The organism is Luteimonas padinae, assembly GCF_014652935.1.
Classification (GTDB): domain Bacteria; phylum Pseudomonadota; class Gammaproteobacteria; order Xanthomonadales; family Xanthomonadaceae; genus Luteimonas; species Luteimonas padinae.
The window spans coordinates 217,693-236,392 of record NZ_BMZT01000006.1 but is presented as its reverse complement, the minus strand read 5'-3'; the positions used below and the strand labels follow the sequence as shown (position 1 = coordinate 236,392).

Annotated in this window: 12 protein-coding genes; 6 read left to right on the top strand and 6 right to left on the bottom strand. The window is 67.0% G+C overall.

The window, feature by feature from the left end:
* Nucleotides 1-16: 16 nt before the first annotated feature.
* From IE168_RS08975 to IE168_RS08950, 6 genes are all read left to right on the top strand, one after another.
* Nucleotides 17-3,649 carry a glycosyltransferase gene (locus IE168_RS08975; RefSeq protein ID WP_189497375.1) on the top strand — a complete coding sequence of 1,211 codons (3,633 nt, stop codon included), beginning with the start codon at nt 17-19 and terminating at the stop codon, nt 3,647-3,649.
* On the top strand, nt 3,646-5,013 hold the full coding sequence (locus tag IE168_RS08970; protein ID WP_189497373.1) for a class I SAM-dependent methyltransferase: 1,368 nt from the start codon (nt 3,646-3,648) through the stop codon (nt 5,011-5,013). The genes IE168_RS08975 and IE168_RS08970 overlap by 4 nt, the downstream gene beginning before the upstream one ends.
* Complete coding sequence (locus IE168_RS08965; RefSeq protein WP_189497371.1) at nt 5,010-7,850, top strand: glycosyltransferase; 2,841 nt, start codon at nt 5,010-5,012, stop codon at nt 7,848-7,850. Before IE168_RS08970 ends, IE168_RS08965 begins: the two co-directional genes overlap by 4 nt.
* 68 nt (nt 7,851-7,918) lie before the next feature.
* Nucleotides 7,919-8,413, top strand: coding sequence for a hypothetical protein (locus tag IE168_RS08960; RefSeq protein WP_189497369.1), 495 nt, complete (start codon nt 7,919-7,921; stop codon nt 8,411-8,413).
* 66 nt (nt 8,414-8,479) lie between these two features.
* Nucleotides 8,480-10,510 carry an acyltransferase family protein gene (locus IE168_RS08955; protein ID WP_189497367.1) on the top strand — a complete coding sequence of 677 codons (2,031 nt, stop codon included), beginning with the start codon at nt 8,480-8,482 and terminating at the stop codon, nt 10,508-10,510.
* A 35-nt stretch (nt 10,511-10,545) separates the two neighbouring features.
* The gene (locus IE168_RS08950) at nt 10,546-11,559 is read left to right on the top strand and encodes a DUF6395 domain-containing protein (RefSeq protein WP_189497365.1); all 1,014 of its coding nucleotides are present in this window, start codon (nt 10,546-10,548) and stop codon (nt 11,557-11,559) included.
* A gap of 26 nt (nt 11,560-11,585) precedes the next feature.
* On the opposite strand, the gene IE168_RS08945 is transcribed toward IE168_RS08950, so the two are convergent.
* From IE168_RS08945 to IE168_RS08920, 6 genes are read right to left on the bottom strand one after another with little or no spacing between them, the layout of a single operon-like run.
* Nucleotides 11,586-13,778 (bottom strand): glycosyltransferase family 39 protein, encoded by a 2,193-nt coding sequence (locus IE168_RS08945; RefSeq protein WP_189497363.1) that lies wholly within the window; start codon nt 13,776-13,778, stop codon nt 11,586-11,588.
* A gap of 19 nt (nt 13,779-13,797) precedes the next feature.
* The gene (locus IE168_RS08940; protein WP_189497361.1) at nt 13,798-14,751 is read right to left on the bottom strand and encodes a glycosyltransferase family 2 protein; all 954 of its coding nucleotides are present in this window, start codon (nt 14,749-14,751) and stop codon (nt 13,798-13,800) included.
* Nucleotides 14,748-15,869 (bottom strand): non-hydrolyzing UDP-N-acetylglucosamine 2-epimerase, encoded by a 1,122-nt coding sequence (wecB, locus tag IE168_RS08935; RefSeq protein ID WP_189497359.1) that lies wholly within the window; start codon nt 15,867-15,869, stop codon nt 14,748-14,750. The genes IE168_RS08940 and wecB (IE168_RS08935) overlap by 4 nt, the downstream gene beginning before the upstream one ends.
* Complete coding sequence (gene wecB, locus IE168_RS08930; RefSeq protein WP_189497358.1) at nt 15,862-16,992, bottom strand: non-hydrolyzing UDP-N-acetylglucosamine 2-epimerase; 1,131 nt, start codon at nt 16,990-16,992, stop codon at nt 15,862-15,864. Before wecB (IE168_RS08930) ends, wecB (IE168_RS08935) begins: the two co-directional genes overlap by 8 nt.
* A 23-nt stretch (nt 16,993-17,015) precedes the next feature.
* Nucleotides 17,016-18,167: a dTDP-4-amino-4,6-dideoxygalactose transaminase gene (gene rffA, locus IE168_RS08925; RefSeq protein WP_189497356.1), complete on the bottom strand. Its 1,152-nt coding sequence runs from the start codon at nt 18,165-18,167 to the stop codon at nt 17,016-17,018.
* 46 nt (nt 18,168-18,213) lie between these two features.
* Entirely contained in the window at nt 18,214-18,600 is a 387-nt protein-coding gene (locus IE168_RS08920; protein WP_229823295.1) for an EamA family transporter, read from the bottom strand.
* Nucleotides 18,601-18,700 lie beyond the last annotated feature (100 nt).

Here is an 18,700-nt window from a genome sequence, read left to right as displayed (position 1 = left end):
TGAGCGGAGCCGGAGCATGTTGAAGAACGGGCCCCGCACCGGGGCTGGAACGGACGAAGCGGATCGACTGGACCTCCTCAGACGCGTGCGGCGCGCGGAGGAAGCGCTCCGTGACCAGAAGGAAGCGGTCGAATCCTCGGGCGGTTCGCTGCTCGCGGCCGAACTGGACACGCTGCGCGGAAGCACGGCCTACCGTCTCGGGCGCCTGCTCGTGGATGCCGCCAGGTCCCCGCGGGCGATGCTGGCGTTGCCCATCGACCTGTCGCGCATCGTCATGCAGTGGCGGCGCGCGCGGGTTGCCGCAGGGACGCCGGCTGCGCAAGGCCATGGGGCCGGACCGTCGACGAACGGGGGCGCGACCCGGACGCAGGCGGAACGGCCGGGGGAAGCCCCGGGGCGGAAGCTCACGCGACCGGCGGTGGGGTTGCCCGAGTCCCGCCGCGACCTGCGGGTGGCGGCGATCTGCGACAGGTTCACCGCGGACAACCTTGCTCCGGAGTGCGACCTCGTCCTGCTCGCGCCAGACACCTGGCGGCAGCAGATCGTCGCCCCGCTGCCGCACCTGCTGTTCGTCGAGTCCGCCTGGGAAGGCGTGTCCGGGGAGTGGCGCGGAAGGGTCCAGTCCTGCGGCGCGGACGTGGCCGCGATCATCGGCGAATGCAGGGCGCTCGGGATTCCGACGGTGTTCTGGAACAAGGAGGATCCGCTGCACTTCGAGGCGTTCCTGGACGTGGCGCGGTTGTGCGACGTCGTGTTCACGACCGATGCGGCGATGATTCCCCGCTACAGGCGCGAGCTGTCGCACCCGAGGGTCCACGCGCTGCCTTTCGCGCTGCAGCCGCGCCTCCACCACCCGATACGCGAGGCCGGGGATGTGCGGGTGGAGGGGAGCTTCTTCGCCGGTGCCTGGTATGGACGGCACCCGGATCGCTGCAGGGACTTCATGAACCTGGCCGACGCGCTGTCCCTTGCGGGGCCGTTCGCGATCTTCGACAGGAACACCGGTTCGATGGAGCCGGACCAGCGGTATCCCGACCGCTACCTGTCCTTCCTGCGGCCTGCGATCGCCTATGCAGAGACGCCGAAGCTCTACAGGAGCTACCGGATCGGGTTGACGATGAATACCGTGAAACAGTCGCCAACCATGTTCGCGAGGCGGGCACTGGAGCTGATCGGGACCGGGACCTCGGTCTACAGCAACTATTCGAGCGCGCTGGACAGCATGTTCGGCGACCTGGTCGTGTCGACGGACGACGGGGACCGGATCCTGCGCGAAGCCTATGCCGAATTGCAGGATCCCGGGCACGAGTCCTTCCGCGCGCGCCGGCAGGCGGCCTTGCGCAAGGTGCTGCTCGAACATTGCTGGGAGGAGCGGTTGCGGGTGCTCATCCACCACACCCATGGGACGGAGCTGGTCGCACCGCGGCGCGAGGTGGTCGTGGTGGCGCGCGTCCGCGACCAGGTGGAGCTCCAGAGGCTGTGCGCGATGGTCGCCTCGCAGCAGGGCGTGAGCGTGCTCCCCCGGGTCGATGCTCCTGACGGACTTGCGCTCCCCGACGGCTTCGAAAGGCTGTCGGCGGCGGCGCTGGATCTCCGGCTCGAGGACATCGTCGGGACGGAATGGATCGCACCATGGCATCCCGCGGACCTGCATGGGGAGTTCTACCTGCTCGACCTGCTGCTTTCCCTTTCCTTCGGCCAGGGCGATGTCGTGGGCAAGGCGGCATACGGCGTGATCCAAGGCGGGCACGTGGCCCTGGTGAACCCGGAGCTGGAGAACCGCAAGGTCGACCGGCTTGCGGCAAGGCGCGCGCTGTTCCCGGCGTCGGCGTGGAGTGGCAAGGTCCGCGAACTCCTGGACGGACTCGACAGGCTGGAGCTCGAGGGCGAGGGCCTGCTGTCGGTCGATGGCATGTCCTATGTCGAGGGTGGTGCGGGCAGCGACCGTCCTCCGGCCATGGCGGCGGCTCCGTCCCGGACCGGCTGGACGATGTCCGGACTCCGCGACTTCACGGAGCGGATGCCCGCGTCGGACGACATCCCGACCGCACCGGGGGAGGCCTTGACCGGAGCCGAACTCGCGACGCTGTTCGACGGGGCCGCGCAGACGCCGCTGGTGTCGCTGGTGCCACGTGGCGGGAGGCTGGAGCTGGTGGGCAGGCTGCCGGCCCGGCAGGACGTGGTGGTCAAGTCCAGGAGCATCGCGAGGGCCGCGATCGAGCGGGACGGGCGGCTCGAAGCCTGCCTTGCCGCCGTGCCGGTCCCGGCATACGAGCTGCGCGTGGAGACGCTGGACAGCGCCGGCGCCATCCTCGCGGACACGCTGCTGCCGGCCGGGGTGAACATTTCATCCACGCCGCCGGAGGCTGCGTCGCACTACCGGTTCTCCATGCGCGTCAGGGGCAACGTGGTCGCCTATGTCGATGGTCTCCACCTCTCGCACGCGACCGCGATGCCGGTCGTGATGCCGGGTGCCGGCAGACTGCTGGTGGTCGTGAACCAGTACCCGTCCCGCGAAGCGCTGTATCGCAATGCGTTCGTCCACCGGCGGGTGAAGGCCTATCTGGAGCGGGGGCTCGGGGTCGATGTCGTGTGGCTGAGCCGCACGCTCTCGCCGTCGAGCTATGAATACGATGGCGTCCAGGTGCGCATCTGCGATCCGGAGGCCCTGCGCGCCACGCTGCGGATGTCCGGCCACCGCGCGATCGCGGTGCACTTCCTGGACCAGGACATGTGGACGGGCATCGAGGAGGCGGCCGCCAGGACCAGGACGGTGGTCTGGCTGCACGGCTCCGACATACAGCCCTGGCACCGGAGGCGGTTCAACTTCACGACCGAGGCCGAGAGGGAAGCCGCCGCCGGGGTCAGCGACCGGAGGACCCGGTTCTGGAAGGAAGTGATGGCGAACCCGCCGGCGTGCCTCCGGTTCGTGTTCGTGTCGCAGGCGTTCGCGAACCAGGTCCGGGAGGACATCGGCATCGACCTTCCGGGCGACCTCTGCAAGGTCATCCACAATCCGGTCGACATCCGGATGTTCCGCTACCGGCCGAAGCCTCCCGGGCAGCGCTTCAACATACTGCTGGCCAGGCCCCATCATTCCCGCGTCTACGCCAATGACGTCGCCGCGCGCGTGATAGACATCCTCTCGTCGCGGCCAGGTTTCGACCGGATGAAGTTCATGCTGGTCGGCGATGGGCCGCTGTTCGAGGACAACTTCGGCGCGCTGCGCCGGTTCCCGAACGTCCACCTCCTGAGGTTGTTCCTCGACCATGAGCAACTGGCCGGACTCCATGCCGAGTACGGCATATTCCTGGTCCCGACCCGTGGGGATACGCAGGGGGTCGCGCGCGACGAGGCGATGGCCAGCGGCCTGGTTCCCGTCACCAATGCCGTGGGTGCGGTCCCCGAATTCGTCGACGAGGCCTGCGCCATACTGGCACCGGACGAAGACGCCGATGCGATGGCTGAGGGAATCCTCTCGATCGTTTCCGATCCGGCGCTGTTCGAACGCATGTCGGCGGCCGCCGCGAGGCGGGTGAGAATGCAAAGCGACATCGACGACATCGTCGCGAAAGAGATCGATTGGTGCATGCCCTCTGCCGCGACGCCGGCGGACGGGCCGGATGGGACTGCGGGAGTGCCGGAATGAACATGCAGAAGGTGCGCAGGCTGGCGGGCGGGCTGGTGGCGCTTGCGGCAACGGGCCTCATCGTCGCGGGCCTCGTCCTGCAGAGGACCGATGCGCTGGTGCTGGGGGTGGCGGTGCTGATCGTCGTGGTCGCGGGCCTGGTCGTGGGCCTGAGGTTCCGGTTGGCCACGCTGTCCTCGGCAGTCGAACAGCTTTCGGGTTCCATGCAGCACCGCATGGTCGCGCACCTCGATGAATTCAGGCGGGCATCGGCCGAAAACAGCGGGCTTGTCCTCAGGTCGTTCCGGGACCTGGAAATGGCCCACCGGGAGCAGCTTGCCAAGCTGCAGGATGCGGGGCAGGCCCTGACCCTGCTGTCGGACGGCATCAGGGAACTGCGGGCCGAAGTAGCGAGCCTGCAGGGCAGGTCGGGGACGATCGAAGCGTCGATGGTCGACCTGCGGAGGGATATCGAGGTCGCGCCCCGGCGCACGGTCGAGGCGGCCGCAGAGGCCTTGCCAGGACAGATGGTGGAGGCGCTGCAGGCGTCGATGGCTCCGGGCAGGGAGACCGGAGAAAGGCTCATGCGGCAGGTCATCCGCGACATCGGAAAACTTCCTGACGAGGTCGCTTCCAAAGCCAGCGCCTTCCTCGGCAACACCAGCAGGCTTGACGAGCTGGCACATCGCGCGCTGGCCAGGATCCAGCACGGAACGATGCAGGAGGCCGAGGCGTTGATGCAGCTCTACCGCCTGTTCGACCTGCACGCCACGATGCCCCTGCTCGGCGGCATCGCGAAGGGCTGGGCGATGGAGCCCGTCACCATGCTGGCGATCGTCGACGAGGTGCTGGCCCGAAAGCCCGGCCTGGTCGTGGAGTGTGGAAGCGGCACATCGACCGCATGGATCGGCCACGCGCTACGCAGGGTCGGGGCCGGGCGGCTGGTCTCGCTCGAACACCTCGAACGCTTCGCGGGGCCCGGCAACTCGGTGCTGGATGCGCACGGTCTGCGGGATGTCGCGGAAATCCGCCTGGCCCCGCTGGAAGCCTGCCAGGTTGGAGATGAAGCATTCGACTGGTATGGGAAGGAGTCGTTCGCGGATCTGAGGGACATTTCGATGCTGGTCGTGGATGGGCCACCGAGTTCGAACGGCCCGCTGGCAAGGTATCCGGCGCTGCCCCTGATGCGCGACCGGTTGCTCCCCGGCGCGCTCGTCCTCCTCGACGACGCGGGACGCGAGGACGAGCAGATGGTTGTCGAACGTTGGCGCCGTGAGAACCCGGGCCTTGCCAATCCCCGGATGATTTCCGAGCGGACGATGGCCTTCGATTACCTGCCTGGCGCTCCCGAGGATCCATCCGGCAAGGAGGCAGCAGCCCGATGAAGGCAAGATCCATGACATTGTCGGGATTCGTCCCGGCCGCGCGGCGGGCGTGGGTCGCGTCGGAGCTTGGAATCCTCCTCGTCGGCATCGCCGCCGCCGCGGTGTTCGCCTGGGCATCGATGCAGGGCCTGGACGGCGTTGCCGGTGTGTCGCTCGCGCTCCTGGGTCTTGCCGTGCTCGCGATCGCCGCGGTTGCGGCGCGGAGGGCGCGGATCCTGCATTCCCGCATGTCGGCGGAGATCCACGGCGCCGAGGAGCGGATCATCCATGCCGTCCCCGCCCAGAAGGGCCAGCCCGCAAAGGCCTTGCCGCGGGGCGCGGGGGGAGGGCTTCCTGCAGCCTGCATCTCCCAGCCGATCCGGGACTACGTGCGTCTGTACGAGTCACGGCAGTTCGTCAGGGAGATCGACCGCACCATCCTCCGCACCGGATCCATCGCCGGGCGCGACGTGCTGGCGGCGATGGCATCCGGTGGATCGATGACATGGGAACAGATCCGTGCCTGTCTTGGGATCATGAGGAGCAGCAGGGATGGCGCGACGGTCCGTCCGGTGTTCGCCTCGCTGGAGCCCAGGCTCGCGCGGCGCCTGGCAAGGGTGGTCGCCCTCCAGGCACTCCTTCCGGACGACAGGATCAATGCGCTGACGCTGTACAGGGCGCTGGTCGACGTGCAGGGGATCGCGAGCCTGGACCTGCAGCACGGGAAGCTGATGGCGGATCTCGCCTTCTACCTGCGCGACTGGGAATGCCTGGACAAGGCGATGCGAAGTCTGCGGCTGAAGGAGGTCGACCGGCAGTTCCTCGAGGCCGACATGTGCAACCCTTTCATCGACAGCCCGCATGCCGACGAAGGCCGCTGGCTCGAACTGATCAACAGGGGATTCGTGCGTTCGGGAGTCGCGGCTATCCTGGTCGAAGGCGAGGGCGAGCAGCCGAGCCATCCGTTCGACCGCCTCGCCACGATCCCACTGGCGCCGGTGCCCGATGGCGAACTCGTGACCGTCGTCGTCTCGAGCTGGTGCCCGGACGAGGGCCTGGAGTCCGCGGTCCGGTCCGTGACGCTGCAGACTTGGAGGAACCTGGAAATACTGCTCATCGACGATGCCTCCCCGGACCAGTTCCTGCCATTGCTGCAGAAGGTGGCGGCTTCCGACCCGAGGATCCGGCTGATCCGGCAGGCGGAGAACCGCGGCACCTACGTGGCGCGCAACCGGGGCCTGCAGGAGGCCAGGGGCAGGTACTTCACGGTGCATGACTCGGACGACTGGGCGCATCCCCAGCGCATCGAGTTCCAGGTCAGGGCACTCGAGGAGGATGCGCGCCTGGTCTCCACCGCCAGCATGGCCTACCGGTGCGACGACAACCTCGTCGTCAACTTCCCGGGCGTGATGCCGGACCGGGAAAACGCTTCGTCGCTGATGTTCGAGGTGGAACGGGTGCGGGGGCGGATCGGGTACTTCGACGCGTCCAGGAAGGGCGCGGACACGGAGTTCGCCCTGCGGATCAGGATGGCATTCGGAGACGATGCGCATCGCGTCCTGCAGCAGCCCCTCGCCCTGATCCGCCTGCGGCCGGGGAGCCTGTCCCGGGCGGAGTTCAAGCCTGGCTGGAGGCATCCGTCACGCGCGTTCTACCGCCGGAGCTACGAAACCTGGCACCGGCAGGTGAAACTGCTGGGCGGCGACGGACGCCTCGAGATCCGGCAGGATCGCCGCACGTTCAGGCTGCCCAAGCGCTTCATCATCGACCAAGGCGGCGAAGAGGTCACGGAGCGGTCCTACTACGACATGGTGTTCGTCGCCGACTTCCGCGCCTCGGCAGGCCCCGAGATCAACGTCGGGCACGAGGCGGTGGCCGCGGTCCGGGCGGGGATGAAGGTCGGGGTGCTGCATCTCGAGTCGTACCGGAACCTGTCCCTCCGGGAGATCGAGCCGTTCGAGATCGAGATCGAGGAGCTGCTGCAGAAGGAAGTGGTCGACGAGGTGCTCTATTCCGACAGGACGACGATCGGGACGCTGGTCGTGCGCGACCCGTCCATCCTCCAGTTCCCGCTCCCCCACGCGGCGGAGTTGAGCGTTGGGTCCGCGGTCATCGTGGCCCGTCATGCGGGGCGGGGCGAGGACCGCCTGTTCCACTTCAACGCCGCCGAGTGCGCGACGAACTGCTTCCACATGTTCGGCGTGGAGCCGGCCTGGATCGCGACGAACGACCAGGTCGCCGTGGAACTGGAGGCCGTCGTCTCCAGGCGCGCCATTTCGCCGGTGCGCTGGCCGCATTCGATCGTGGATGACCTGGCGGTCGCGCCTTCGGGCCAGAGGGGTGTGGATGGCCCGGTGGTCGGCCGGGTGCTGCATGGCGCGAACGACACCCTTCCCAAGGGAAGGGAAGCACGCCGGATCGCGTTCCTCGCAGGTTCCGGCATCCAGATGCGCTTCCTGGTGGATCCCAAGAGTGGCCTGGGCAGCTACCTCGAGAACGAGGAGGTCGGCAACTGGAGCCTGCTTTCGGGATCCGAAGTCGCAAGGTTCGTGTTCTACGCCCAGTGCGACTTCTATACCCACCACCATGGCGGGCGGGCGGACGACAGCCAGTCCCGGTACATCGTGGAGGCGATGGCCGCGGGTTGCGTTCCCGTCCTGGCGCCGGACTGGGAGCCGATGTTCGGCGACGCGGCGCTGTACTGCGAGCCGAAGGATCTGGCCGATCTGGTGACCCGCACCTGGGAAGCCCCGTCCGCGTACATGAGCCTGCAGAAGCGCGCGGCGGAGTGGGCCAGGGAAAGATACGGGCCGGGGCAGCTGGCTGCGGTCTGGGCGCTGGTGGAACGTACCCGCTGATAGAATCGCGCTCCTCCAGGGGCCTCCGTGTGTTTTCCTCCAAGCAGCTTCCAGCCGGAATCATCATCATGCGCAAATTCATCGTCCTCGCCAGCGTTTCCCTTGCCCTCGCCGCGTGCGGCGCAGACCAGCCGGCGCAGCCGGCGCAGCCGGCGGGCCAGGGCCAGGCGCCCAGCCTGCAGGCCGGCACGCAGCAGTCGGCGCGCAAGCCCGCCCCAGCCGACCAGTTCGACCAGGCACTTGAGAGCCTTGCGCAGCGGAGTGCGGCCTCCATCCGCTACGACCGCATCCGCACGCTCGAGGACGGGACCAAGCAGAGGCAGGTGTTCGTCGAAATGCTGGGAGCCACGGCAGAGGAAACCGACGCGCATGCCACGCAGGTATTCGAGGAAGCCGGCTTCACGACCCGCAAGGGACTCGTGGACGGGAACGGCATCCGCCTGGCCTATCGCAAGGCGGGGGGCGAGTCGATCAGCGCCCTGATCCGGTCCGCCGAGGCCGGTCCGCCGCTCAACGACCCGGCGGCCACCTCTTCGCTCTACATCCGCCAGTCGGTTGACTGATACGGGCAGGGTGGCACGAGGAGCGGCAATGGCTGCCTGTCTCTGCATGGATCCGGAACGGACAGGATGACAGCTCGCGCGGGTGGCTTCAGGCCGGAGATCCAGGGTCTTCGCGCCATCGCGGTGCTCGTCGTCCTGGTCTTCCATGTCTGGCCGACGGCGCTGCCGGGCGGGTACGTCGGCGTCGATGTCTTCTTCGTCATTTCCGGATACCTGATCACCGGACTGCTGCTGCGCGACGCCGAGCGGAATGGCAGGGTCTCGGTCCTCGACTTCTACGTGAAGCGCATCAAGCGCCTCCTGCCGGCAGCGACGCTGGTGCTGGTCGCGGTCGCCACCTGCATCTCGGTACTCCCCGTCGTCCGCTGGCAAGGGACGGCGCACGAGATCATTGCCAGCGCCCTGTACTTCGAGAACTGGTGGCTGGTCGCGAATTCGGTCGACTACCTCGCCCTGGAATCTGCTCCGAGCCCACTGCAGCATTACTGGTCGCTGTCGGTCGAGGAGCAGTACTACATCGTCTGGCCGCTCCTGCTCGCGATGGCATGGTGGCTTCCGGCGGCTAGGAACCGCCCGCGCCTCGTGTTCGGCGCCTTGGTCGTTGGCATCGGCCTGCTCTCGCTGCTGCACTCGATCCACGTCACCGCGAAGAGCCCGGGCTTCGGCTACTTCGCGACCACGACGAGGGCCTGGGAACTCGCGATCGGAGGTGCGCTCGCGGTGTTCACCCGCTGGCAGGGGCTTCCGGAGCGCGCGAAGCTGGCGGCGGGTTACCTGGGGATCGCGGCGATCGTGCTGGCAGCGGCGACCTTCGACACCAGCACCGTGTTCCCCGGCTACCACGCGGCCCTGCCTACGGTTGGTGCGGCGCTGGTGCTCGTGTCGGGGCAATCCCGCTGGGGCGCCTATGCGCTGCTGAAGACGCGTCCGTTCCAGTACTTCGGCGACATCTCCTATTCGCTGTACCTGTGGCATTGGCCGGTGGTCATCTTCTACCAGGAGATCTCCGGCCGGGACCTGGGCATCATCGACGGAGTGATCGTGGTCGCGGTCTCGACCGCGTTCGCGCACCAGTCCAAGTACCTCGTCGAAGACAGGTTCCGGGAGCCCGGCTTCCCGAGCCCGAAGCGCCTGGCCGCCTTCGCCCTTGCCGCCGCGTGCATCGCCTGGAGCGTGGCTTCGGCGCTGTTCGTGCTCAACCAGGTGCGCCTGCGCACGGAGACCGGCGCTGGAGCGGCCGTGGAAGAGGCAACCCACCCCGGCGCGATGGCGATCTTCGCGGGCGTCCTCTACGACCCCTCGGTTCCCTTCCTCCCCCAGCCGCTGCAGGCGACCAAGGACCAGTCGCTGGCCTATCGTGATGGATGCATCGCCAGCCTGACCGATCCGGAGGTGCGCGAGTGCCGGTACGGGAACAAGGCAGGGGAGCGGCACATGGTGATCGTCGGCGATTCCCACGCAGTGCACTGGATCCCGGCGTTTGACGTCATCGCGCAACGCAGGGGCTGGAGGCTGACCGCGATCACCAAGTCGGCCTGCCCCATGGCCCGCATTGGTCTGGATGCCGGGCTGACCGACCAGATGCAGTCGTGCATCGACTGGAACCGGGGTGCGATCGAGCAGGTGATCGCCCATGCGCCGGACGTGGTCGTGTTCGCGCATTCCTGGGGATCGTTGACCAACCTGCACGAGGGCAGGGCGGAGGGTGCGCGACAGGTCGCGGGATGGATCACGGCCCTGTGGCAGGACCTTGAGCGCGGGGGAGCGTCGGTGATTGCCATCCGCGACACGCCGCGGATGAAGCCGCTTCCGACCGAATGCATGGCCGCTGCCGGGGCGACATCGGTGGGATGCGCCCATCCGAGGAACGCCGCGATCCCGCCGGTCGACCCGCTGGTGATCGCCGCGGAGAACCATCCGGGTGCCCTGCTCGTCGACATGACCGACTACATCTGCGGAGCCGAGCTGTGCGAGCCGGTCGTTGGCAATGTGTTCGTGTGGCGCGATACGCACCACCTCACGGCGACCTATGCGCAGACCCTGGCGATTCCCTTGGAGGAGAAGATCGAGCGCATCCTCAAGGCAGTGGAGCGCTGATGCCGGAGCCGGAAGTGGTAAGCACTGAGGAACCCATGTGGCAGGTTGAACACGGCAGGCTGTGCTTCAGGCACCCCAGGAAGCTGCTCTGGTGGGAGGTTCCCGCGGGATTCGAACTGCCGCATCCCGCGTTGCTGGCCCTTGCCGAATACCTGCTGGTGTCCGGGCTTGGAGAGCGTGGGAGCGAGGGTGGCGGGATCAGTCCCAGGCCTTTCGGCACCAAGGTGGGCCTGGCCTATTCGGGCGGATGCGACTCCACGGCCGCCTGTTACCTGCTGCCCGATCCGACGCCCATCTATACCCGCGTCGCCAACCCCAGCAAGTTGCACAGGTTCGACAACGCGCTGCTTGCGCTACACGAAGTGGGGGGTGTTTCAGTACTGACCAACAGCGACGAGCTCGCGGGGACCTTCGGCAGGAAGCACGGTTTCTACGGCACGGGCGCCTTCATGGTGACGGCCATCCTGTTCGCGGACTACTACGACTTCGGGACCGTGGCCGACGGGAACGTGCTGGAAACCCTGTATCTCTACGGCGCCGGGGGGCACGGCACGAAGTACAGGGCGCGTGACCTGTCGGGCCTGCAGCGGAGGTTCGAAGCCGCGGGCCTGTACTACTGCGCCCCGTGTGCGGGAATGAGCGAAGTCGTGACGACCAGGATCGCGCAGGAGAACAGGTTCGCCATGGGTTGCATGAGGGGCACCGACGGGAAGCCCTGCAACGACTGCATGAAGTGCTACCGGAAGAACGCGCTGCAGGGCCATGCCATCCCGCCCTGCAGGGAGTCCGAGCTCAAGCTGTCGAACGACATCATCCCCATGCTGCCGTCGCTGCTGTGGTCGGTGCGGACGGGAACGCTCAGTCATCCGGTACTCGACCGGATCGACAAGAATATTTCCTGGGTCGACAAGTGGTACGAGGACTCGATCAGGTATGTTCCGGACCACCTGCGGCCGTACTTCATGGCAAAGCTGGAGGACTACGGGATCGAGGCCATGGGCGACGATTCGGCGCTGAAGGCGTGGGTGTCGGACCGCCAGGGAGCGTAGGCCCGGCAACCGCGGGAACCCATCACTCAGTGGATCAGCCTTGGCATCCAGACCTCGATGAAAGGACCATGATCCGTTCCATCGAGGGAGCCGGGCGAGTTCGCATGCAGGCGCAGCGAGAATACATGGCATGCGCCCCCCGCGAATGCATGGTCGACTACGAAGCGCTGGAAGTTCCTTCCCTCGAGAGGGATGCGGATGCCGGGGGATTGCCTGCCATCGCTGGTGATGTCCAGGGTGAAATCGGCATCGTCCGCGGAGAGGGAGGCCGGGGAATAAATGAAGAACTCCAGCCGGGTCCGCCCCGAACGGCCGGTGCAGACGGGTGTGGACATGTGCAGGGAGTCGCCGCTGCGCACCGGGGCCGGGAACTGCATCCGGGTCACGGCGTCGCCGGCATACCTGCGGATCCGGTCCCCGTCCTCGCCCGACTGGCTGATGTAGTTCTGGCCCAGGGTGTCCGGGTCGTAGGCGTGCGCGTCGAATGCCTCGGGCCGCGCGCCAACCAGTTCCGCAGCCCAGTGCGGGTTCACGGGTGACTCCTGCTGTATCGCCTCGAACGTCCAGTCCGACAGCAGGCGTCCGTCGGCGACGGAATAGGCGCCCCTCACAGCGAAGGGCAGTACCAGGGCTGCGACAGCGATCAGGATGCCTCCGCCGAGTCCGGGATTCGACAGCAGTCCAGGTGCGCGGAGCGGAGCAGCCGTGTCCCGGTGCCCTGCGGAGAATGCCAGGCCGATGGCCAGCGCACCGAAGATCCAGATCGGAAAGATGTTGTAGGGCTTGTTCTCGAACACGAGCAGCAGGATGAGCGAAACCGCCACCAGCAGCATGGAAAATGCGCTGACCACGCTCGGTGCGGGGCGCCTCCAGCTTGCGAGCCTCGCGATGGCAAAGACGAGCAGGAGTCCGAATGCCAGGCCGAAGGCGTCGGCATAGAAGATCAGGGCCTGCCTGGTGGCTTCGGACCGTCCTTCGGGCTTGCGCAGCACCCAGTTCCAGTCCCGTGGGTAGGTCATGCTGAAGAGGCGCGACGCATGTACGGCCAGGCGCGTCGCCCTGTCCGCGGGCTGGAGCGCCCAACTCGACAGCGCGCTGGAGCGTGCAAAGTCCCTGGCCTCTTCGGCCGAGGCCTGCTTGTCTATGAAGCGATCCCTGAAGCGGGCGAACCAGTCACTTTTCCCGTTGCCCATGCCGCCGCCATTCGCGGCGAATTTCATGTTGGTCAGGATGGGACGGGCTTCGGAATTCAGTTTCAGGCTCCGGTCGGCCAGGCTGGCGCCGACGAAGCCCGCGAGGCAGAGTGCCGCGATGCACACGGCCAGCAGCGACTGGCGTGGATGCCGGGAGCCGTCTGCATACCCCCGGGATGCGTGCGCGGCCCAATCAAGGCTGGCCGCGAGAAGGAGTCCGACGCAGAAGATCAGCCCCATGTTCCGCTGCACTTCGGTCAGGAAGGCGATGGCGCCAGCCGCCGCGGCGAGTGCCACCCAGAGGCACCAGCGTGCCGGCCGCCTCCTGGAGGCATCGATTGCACAGACGGCCAGCCAGACGGTGGTCGTGAGGAAGAACGTGCCCCAGAGGTCGTGGCTCGGAATCAGGGTGACGTATGCCGGCAGCGGGGCCAGGAGAAGGATCAGGCTGCCGGCCTGCGCGGCCTGGTGGCTCCTGATCCTGCGCAGGATGTCGTAGACGATGAACTGCATCGCGCCGAGCAGGACAACGTTGACCAGTTTCAGGACAAGCGTGGCCTCGGGGCCGAAAATCCTGATGATGGGATAGGGAATGAACAGGCTGCGGGAATAGTAGGGAGCGTTCAGCCCGCTGTACTCCCCGCGCCTGATCAGTTCCTGGGCGTACTCCCAGTAGCGGAGATAGTCGGTTCCCCATTGCGGCTTGATCGTGGCGACCAGGACCAGGTGGATGGCGAGTCCACCGAGGAGCACGGCCGGTACGAAGATGCGCGGATCCAGGGGCGTGCGGCGCTTGGCCAGGTGGATCGATCCGATGCTGCCGGCCACGGCCAGTGCGATGAGCAGGGCCGCGACCAGCAGGCCGGTCGCGCCGAATGAATCCATCTGGAAATGGTCGCTGGCGTACCTGTACGTCCCCAGGACGCCGAGGGCGACGCCCGCTCCAAGCAGGAGGTGCGAGGCGGCGATCGAGCTCTCCGCCAGCCAGGCGACTGCCCGGCGAAACGTACGGGAAATGCTACTCACGTCGTTTCTCGTTCCTTCTTCATCGGGTCAGGCAAGGGGCGGCCGGGAAGGGCCGCCCGTGGGCGAGGGTACGTGGAATGTAAGGGCGCATGCCAGCCGCCCCGAGGTGCCTGTACCACGCGAGGTACGACTGGACGTAGGCCTGCCGGGCGGCGGAAAGCGGTGACGGCCCACCATCCAGCGGCGTGGTGGACAGGTCCACGGCCGTGCCCGGTGAAGTGCTCAGCGAACCTTCCCGGCTCAGGGCGAAGTACAGGGCCTGGTCCACGTTGGCAACGGCGTCGTTTCCGTACACGTGGCGGATCCGTTCGAAGAACTCGTCGTCCGCCGAGGTGCGGACGGAGTCGAACCAGCCGATGTCATCGATCACCTCCCGCTTGATCATCAAGCTGATCAGCGCCCGGCGCTCGCGGAGCCCGCGGTTCAGGATTATGTCCCCGGTGTCGGTATGCCGGACGTAGTTGCACGTGGATGCCACGATGCCGGGCCTGCGGAGCAGTTCCAGCTGCTGCACGATCCGTTCGGGATGGCAGGTGTCATCGCTGTCCATGAAGGCCAGGATGTCTCCCCGTGCGCTGTGGATGCCGGTGTTCTTGGCGCGATAGGTGCCAACGTTCCCGGGCAGCGGGATGATGCGCACCCTGTGATCCTGCGCGCCGAGCGCCTGAAGGCGCGCGAGCGAGCCGTCCTGGCTCGCGTCGTCGACCACGATGAGTTCGAGGTGCTTCCAGCTTTGCCGCAGGATCGACCCTACGGCATCGTCGAGATGGCGCTCGGTGTCGTGGCAGGTCATGACGACGCTGACGAGGGGGGTCTCGCCCAGCGCGGCCGATTGTGCCGCCAGGGGAGCGTGGGCGCTTCGTGCGAACGCGGCATTGGGCACCGTGTCCGGGGCAAGGTTGCCAAGCTCGCGGGCCAGCCTGGCGACAATCGCCCTGAGGCCGCCCCGGCGGGCGGGCGGATGGGGGTTCATCGTGCCCACCATGCTTCCAGGACTGCAGCGATGCGCTGGGCGCATCGGCCGTCCCAGAGCGGGATTTCCGGGCGGGGCGCGGGCGGCGCCTGGATCGCTTCGTCCAGGTATCGGCCGGCATTGGCGATGTCGACCAGCCGGTTGGTGCCGTGCGTGATGGTTTCCGGCCGCTCGGTGTTCTCGCGGAAGGTGAGGCAGGGAATGCCGAGGACGGTGGTTTCTTCCTGGATTCCGCCCGAATCCGTGATCACGAGCCGCGCGGCCGCGACCAGGGAAATGAATTCGCGGTACCGGATGGGAGAGGTCAGGTGCAGCCCCGGGATGGCTCCGATACGGTCCCCGAGGCCGTGGCGTTCCAGCGCCGCCGCCGTACGGGGGTGGCGAGGCAGCAGCACGGGAAGGCGCTCGGCTGCCTGTCCAAGCACGTCCAGGACGTTCTCCAGCGACTGGCGGTCATCGACGTTCGACGGACGATGGAACGTGGCGACGATGAATTCCCCGGGCGTGAGGCCGAGCGCTTCCGCATGCCGGCGACCCGCAGGGAGGTCGAGGCCGCGATGCAGCGAGTCGATCATCAGGTTCCCGACCAGATGGATCCGCGCCGGATCCTGGCCTTCGGACTGCAACGTCGAGGATGCCTCGGCGGTGGTCGTGAAGAACATGTCCGCGATGGCGTCGACCATCAGGCGGTTGAGTTCCTCGGGCATCCTGCGGTCGCGGCTGCGCAGCCCCGCTTCCACGTGCGCGACCGGATATCCGTTGCGCTTTGCCGCGATGGTCGCGGCAAGCGTCGCGTCGACATCGCCGAATACGATCACCAGGTCCGGTTCCCGGACCATCACGTGCTCACCGTATCGGGTGATCATGTCCCCGAGGCGTTGGCCACTCCCGCCTTCCCCGAGAGGAATGCGGTGGATGCGGCGTGGGTCGATCCCGAGGTCGGCCATCACGTCGCTGCTCAACGCACCTGCGGTGTGCTGTTCGAGGAACACGACATCCGGATCGCACCAGGGGCTGGCTGAAAGCTCCGCCCGGAGGGGGGCGAGCTTCACCAGGTTCGGACGGGTGCCGGCGATCAGGTCGAGCCGGCAGGCGCGGTGGCTCCCGGTCTCAGCCACGGCGGCGCATCCAGTCGGCCAGCGCGGAGGCGATCCGGCCGGACGCGTTCCCGTCGCCGAAGGGGTTGTGGGCCATCGACATGCCTGCGTAATGGTCGGGCCGGTCGAGGAGGGCAAGCGCCTCCTCGACGATACGGTCGGGGTCGGCGCCGACCAGGCGTGCAGTGCCGGCGGAGACGGCTTCGGGCCGTTCGGTGGTGTCCCGCATGACCAGGACCGGCTTGCCGAGCGAGGGTGCCTCTTCCTGGATTCCACCAGAGTCGGTCAGGATGATGCTGCAGCGCTGCATCAGGAACACGAAGGGAAGATAGTCCTGCGGCTCCGCCAGGGTGATGTTTGCGCATCCGGCCAAGCGTTGCGTCGCCGGTCCGGAGACAGCCGGGTTGGGATGCACGGTGTAGACGATCTGCAGGTCCTGCCTCTGTGCCAGACGCACGAGCGCATCGAAAATGGCTTCGAAGCGGTCGCCGAAATTCTCCCGCCGGTGTCCGGTCACGAGAACGAGGCGCTTGTCGGGATCCAGGAACGGGAACCGCTGTTCCATCGCCTGCCGGAGCAATCCGTCCTCGCGCAGCCTGCGGTCCATCAGGAGGAGGGCGTCGATCACGGTATTGCCCGTGACGTGGATGCTGGAGCCGGCGATGCCCTCGCGAAGGAGGTTGTCACGCGACGCCTCCGTCGGTGCGAAGTGGAGTTCCGACAACGCGGTGGTGAGCCTTCGGTTCATTTCTTCCGGCCACGGGGCGCGGATGTCTCCGGTGCGCAGGCCGGCTTCGACGTGGCCGACCGGCACCTTCGCGTAGAAGGCCGCGAGCGAGCTGGCCAGCGTGGTGGTGGTGTCTCCGTGCACCAGCAGGAAGTCGGGGCGCTGGGCTTCGATCACCGGAGCCATGCCGAGGAGGATCCGAGAGGTCAGGTCAGGGAGCCCCTGCTCGGCCTGCATGAGGTCGAGGTCGTGGTCCGGGGATATCCCGAACACGTCCAGCGCCTGGTCGAGCAGGCCGCGGTGCTGGGCGGTCACGACGACATTGACCGAGAATGATCCGTGGCGGGCGAGCGCTCGGACGACCGGAGCCATCTTGATGGCTTCCGGCCGGGTCCCGAATGCAACCATGACCCGCATGCGCTGGTCTCCGGGTGACCGGGTCACGACGGCGCGTGACCGGACTCGGCGTCCCTCAGCGCCTGTTCGCAGGCGGCGAATATCCGCTCGAGATGCTCTTCCACGCCGAGCCAGAGCGGGAGCCGCACCAGGCAATCGCTGGTCCGGTCGGTGACCGGCAGGTCGCCATGGGGGCGTCCCGCCGACAGCCCGGCCGGCGTGGAATGCAGCGGGACATAGTGGAACACCGCGGCAACGCCGAGGGCCTTCAACGACGACAGGAACGCCTTGCGATGGTCGAGGGACGGAAGCAGGAGGTAGTACATGTGGGCGTTGTGCTGGCAGTGCGCTGGAACGACGGGGCGCCGGAGCCTGCCATCACGTTCGAACGGGGCCGCCCACGCGTGGTAGCGATCCCAGATGGCCAGGCGGCGCTGGGTGATCGATCCGGCGTCTTCGAGCTGCGCTGCGAGAAACGCCGCCACGATCTCGCTGGGCAGGTAGGACGAGCCCACGTCGATCCAGGTGTACTTGTCCACCTGGCCGCGGAAGAACCTGCTGCGGTTGGTGCCTTTTTCCCTGATGATCTCGGCGCGCTCGCAGTACTCCTGCTCATTGATCAGGAGTGCGCCGCCTTCGCCCGAAATCACGTTCTTCGTTTCGTGGAAGCTGAAGGTTCCCAGGCATCCGATGCTGCCAAGCGGACGCCCCCTGTAAGTGGCCATGACGCCTTGGGCGGCATCCTCGACGACCTTGAGGCCATGGCGGTTGGCGATCTCCAGGATCCTGTCCATTTCGCAGCCGACGCCGGCGTAGTGGACCACGCAGATGGCACGGGTCCTTTCGGTAATGGCGTCCTCGATCAGCGTTTCGTCGATGTTGAGCGTGTCGGCCCGGATGTCGACGAACACGGGAATGGCGCCCCGCAGCACGAAGGCGTTGGCGGTCGAAACGAACGTGAACGAAGGCATGATCACTTCGTCGCCGGGCTGCAGGTCGAGGAGGAGGGCGCTCATCTCCAGGGCCGCCGTGCAGCTGTGCGTCAGCAGCGATTTCTTCGAGCCGGTGTTCCGCTCCAGCCAGGCATGGCAGCGTTTGGTGAACATGCCATCCCCCGAGAGATGGCCCTCTGCATGGGCCTTCTCGATGTACTTGATTTCGCGGCCGGTCATGTACGGCTTGTTGAAAGGGATCATCTATGGGGCCCTGATGGAGGTTCGATACGAGCTGCGGTCGCCGCCGTCAGCCGCGACTGCTGATGACCAAGCCGATGATGACGAACAGCAGGCCGATGATCTTCGGCCTGGTCATGGCCTCGCCGAAGAACGGCACGGCCAGGAAGCCGACCAGGATGAAATTGAGCGCCATGAACGGGTAGGCGCGGCTCAGCTCCAGGCGCGACATCGCCAACATCCAGCACATGGAGGCCAGGAATGCAGCGAGAAGCGCGGAAATGATCCATGGGCGGAACAGCAGCTGCACAAGCGATGGAAGCCCCTCCAGCATCGGGTGCGGCGGAGTGCGCTCGAGCATGACCTGCCACTTGATCACCAACTGGCCATAGATCGTGAACAGGATGGTGGCGGCGACCATGAGCCAGGGGAATGCGGTTTGCATGAACGTTTCCATCAGGACGGTGCCGCGACTTCGGCAGGGCGGGGACGTGGCAGGTGGTTGTCCAGTCGAGGAGGGGACGCGCCGGCACGCATGCAGGCTGGTGCATCGTGGC

What these genes read in the sequence shown, in the direction of transcription:
- IE168_RS08975 (WP_189497375.1), top strand. Translation starts at nt 17, where the DNA reads ATGTTGAAGAACGGGCCCCGCACCGGGGCTGGAACGGACGAAGCGGAT.
- IE168_RS08970 (WP_189497373.1), top strand. Translation starts at nt 3,646, where the DNA reads ATGAACATGCAGAAGGTGCGCAGGCTGGCGGGCGGGCTGGTGGCGCTT.
- IE168_RS08965 (WP_189497371.1), top strand. Translation starts at nt 5,010, where the DNA reads ATGAAGGCAAGATCCATGACATTGTCGGGATTCGTCCCGGCCGCGCGG.
- IE168_RS08960 (WP_189497369.1), top strand. Translation starts at nt 7,919, where the DNA reads ATGCGCAAATTCATCGTCCTCGCCAGCGTTTCCCTTGCCCTCGCCGCG.
- IE168_RS08955 (WP_189497367.1), top strand. Translation starts at nt 8,480, where the DNA reads ATGACAGCTCGCGCGGGTGGCTTCAGGCCGGAGATCCAGGGTCTTCGC.
- IE168_RS08950 (WP_189497365.1), top strand. Translation starts at nt 10,546, where the DNA reads ATGTGGCAGGTTGAACACGGCAGGCTGTGCTTCAGGCACCCCAGGAAG.
- IE168_RS08940 (WP_189497361.1), bottom strand. Translation starts at nt 14,751, where the DNA reads ATGAACCCCCATCCGCCCGCCCGCCGGGGCGGCCTCAGGGCGATTGTC.
- wecB (WP_189497358.1), bottom strand. Translation starts at nt 16,992, where the DNA reads ATGCGGGTCATGGTTGCATTCGGGACCCGGCCGGAAGCCATCAAGATG.
- rffA (WP_189497356.1), bottom strand. Translation starts at nt 18,167, where the DNA reads ATGATCCCTTTCAACAAGCCGTACATGACCGGCCGCGAAATCAAGTAC.
- IE168_RS08920 (WP_229823295.1), bottom strand. Translation starts at nt 18,600, where the DNA reads ATGGAAACGTTCATGCAAACCGCATTCCCCTGGCTCATGGTCGCCGCC.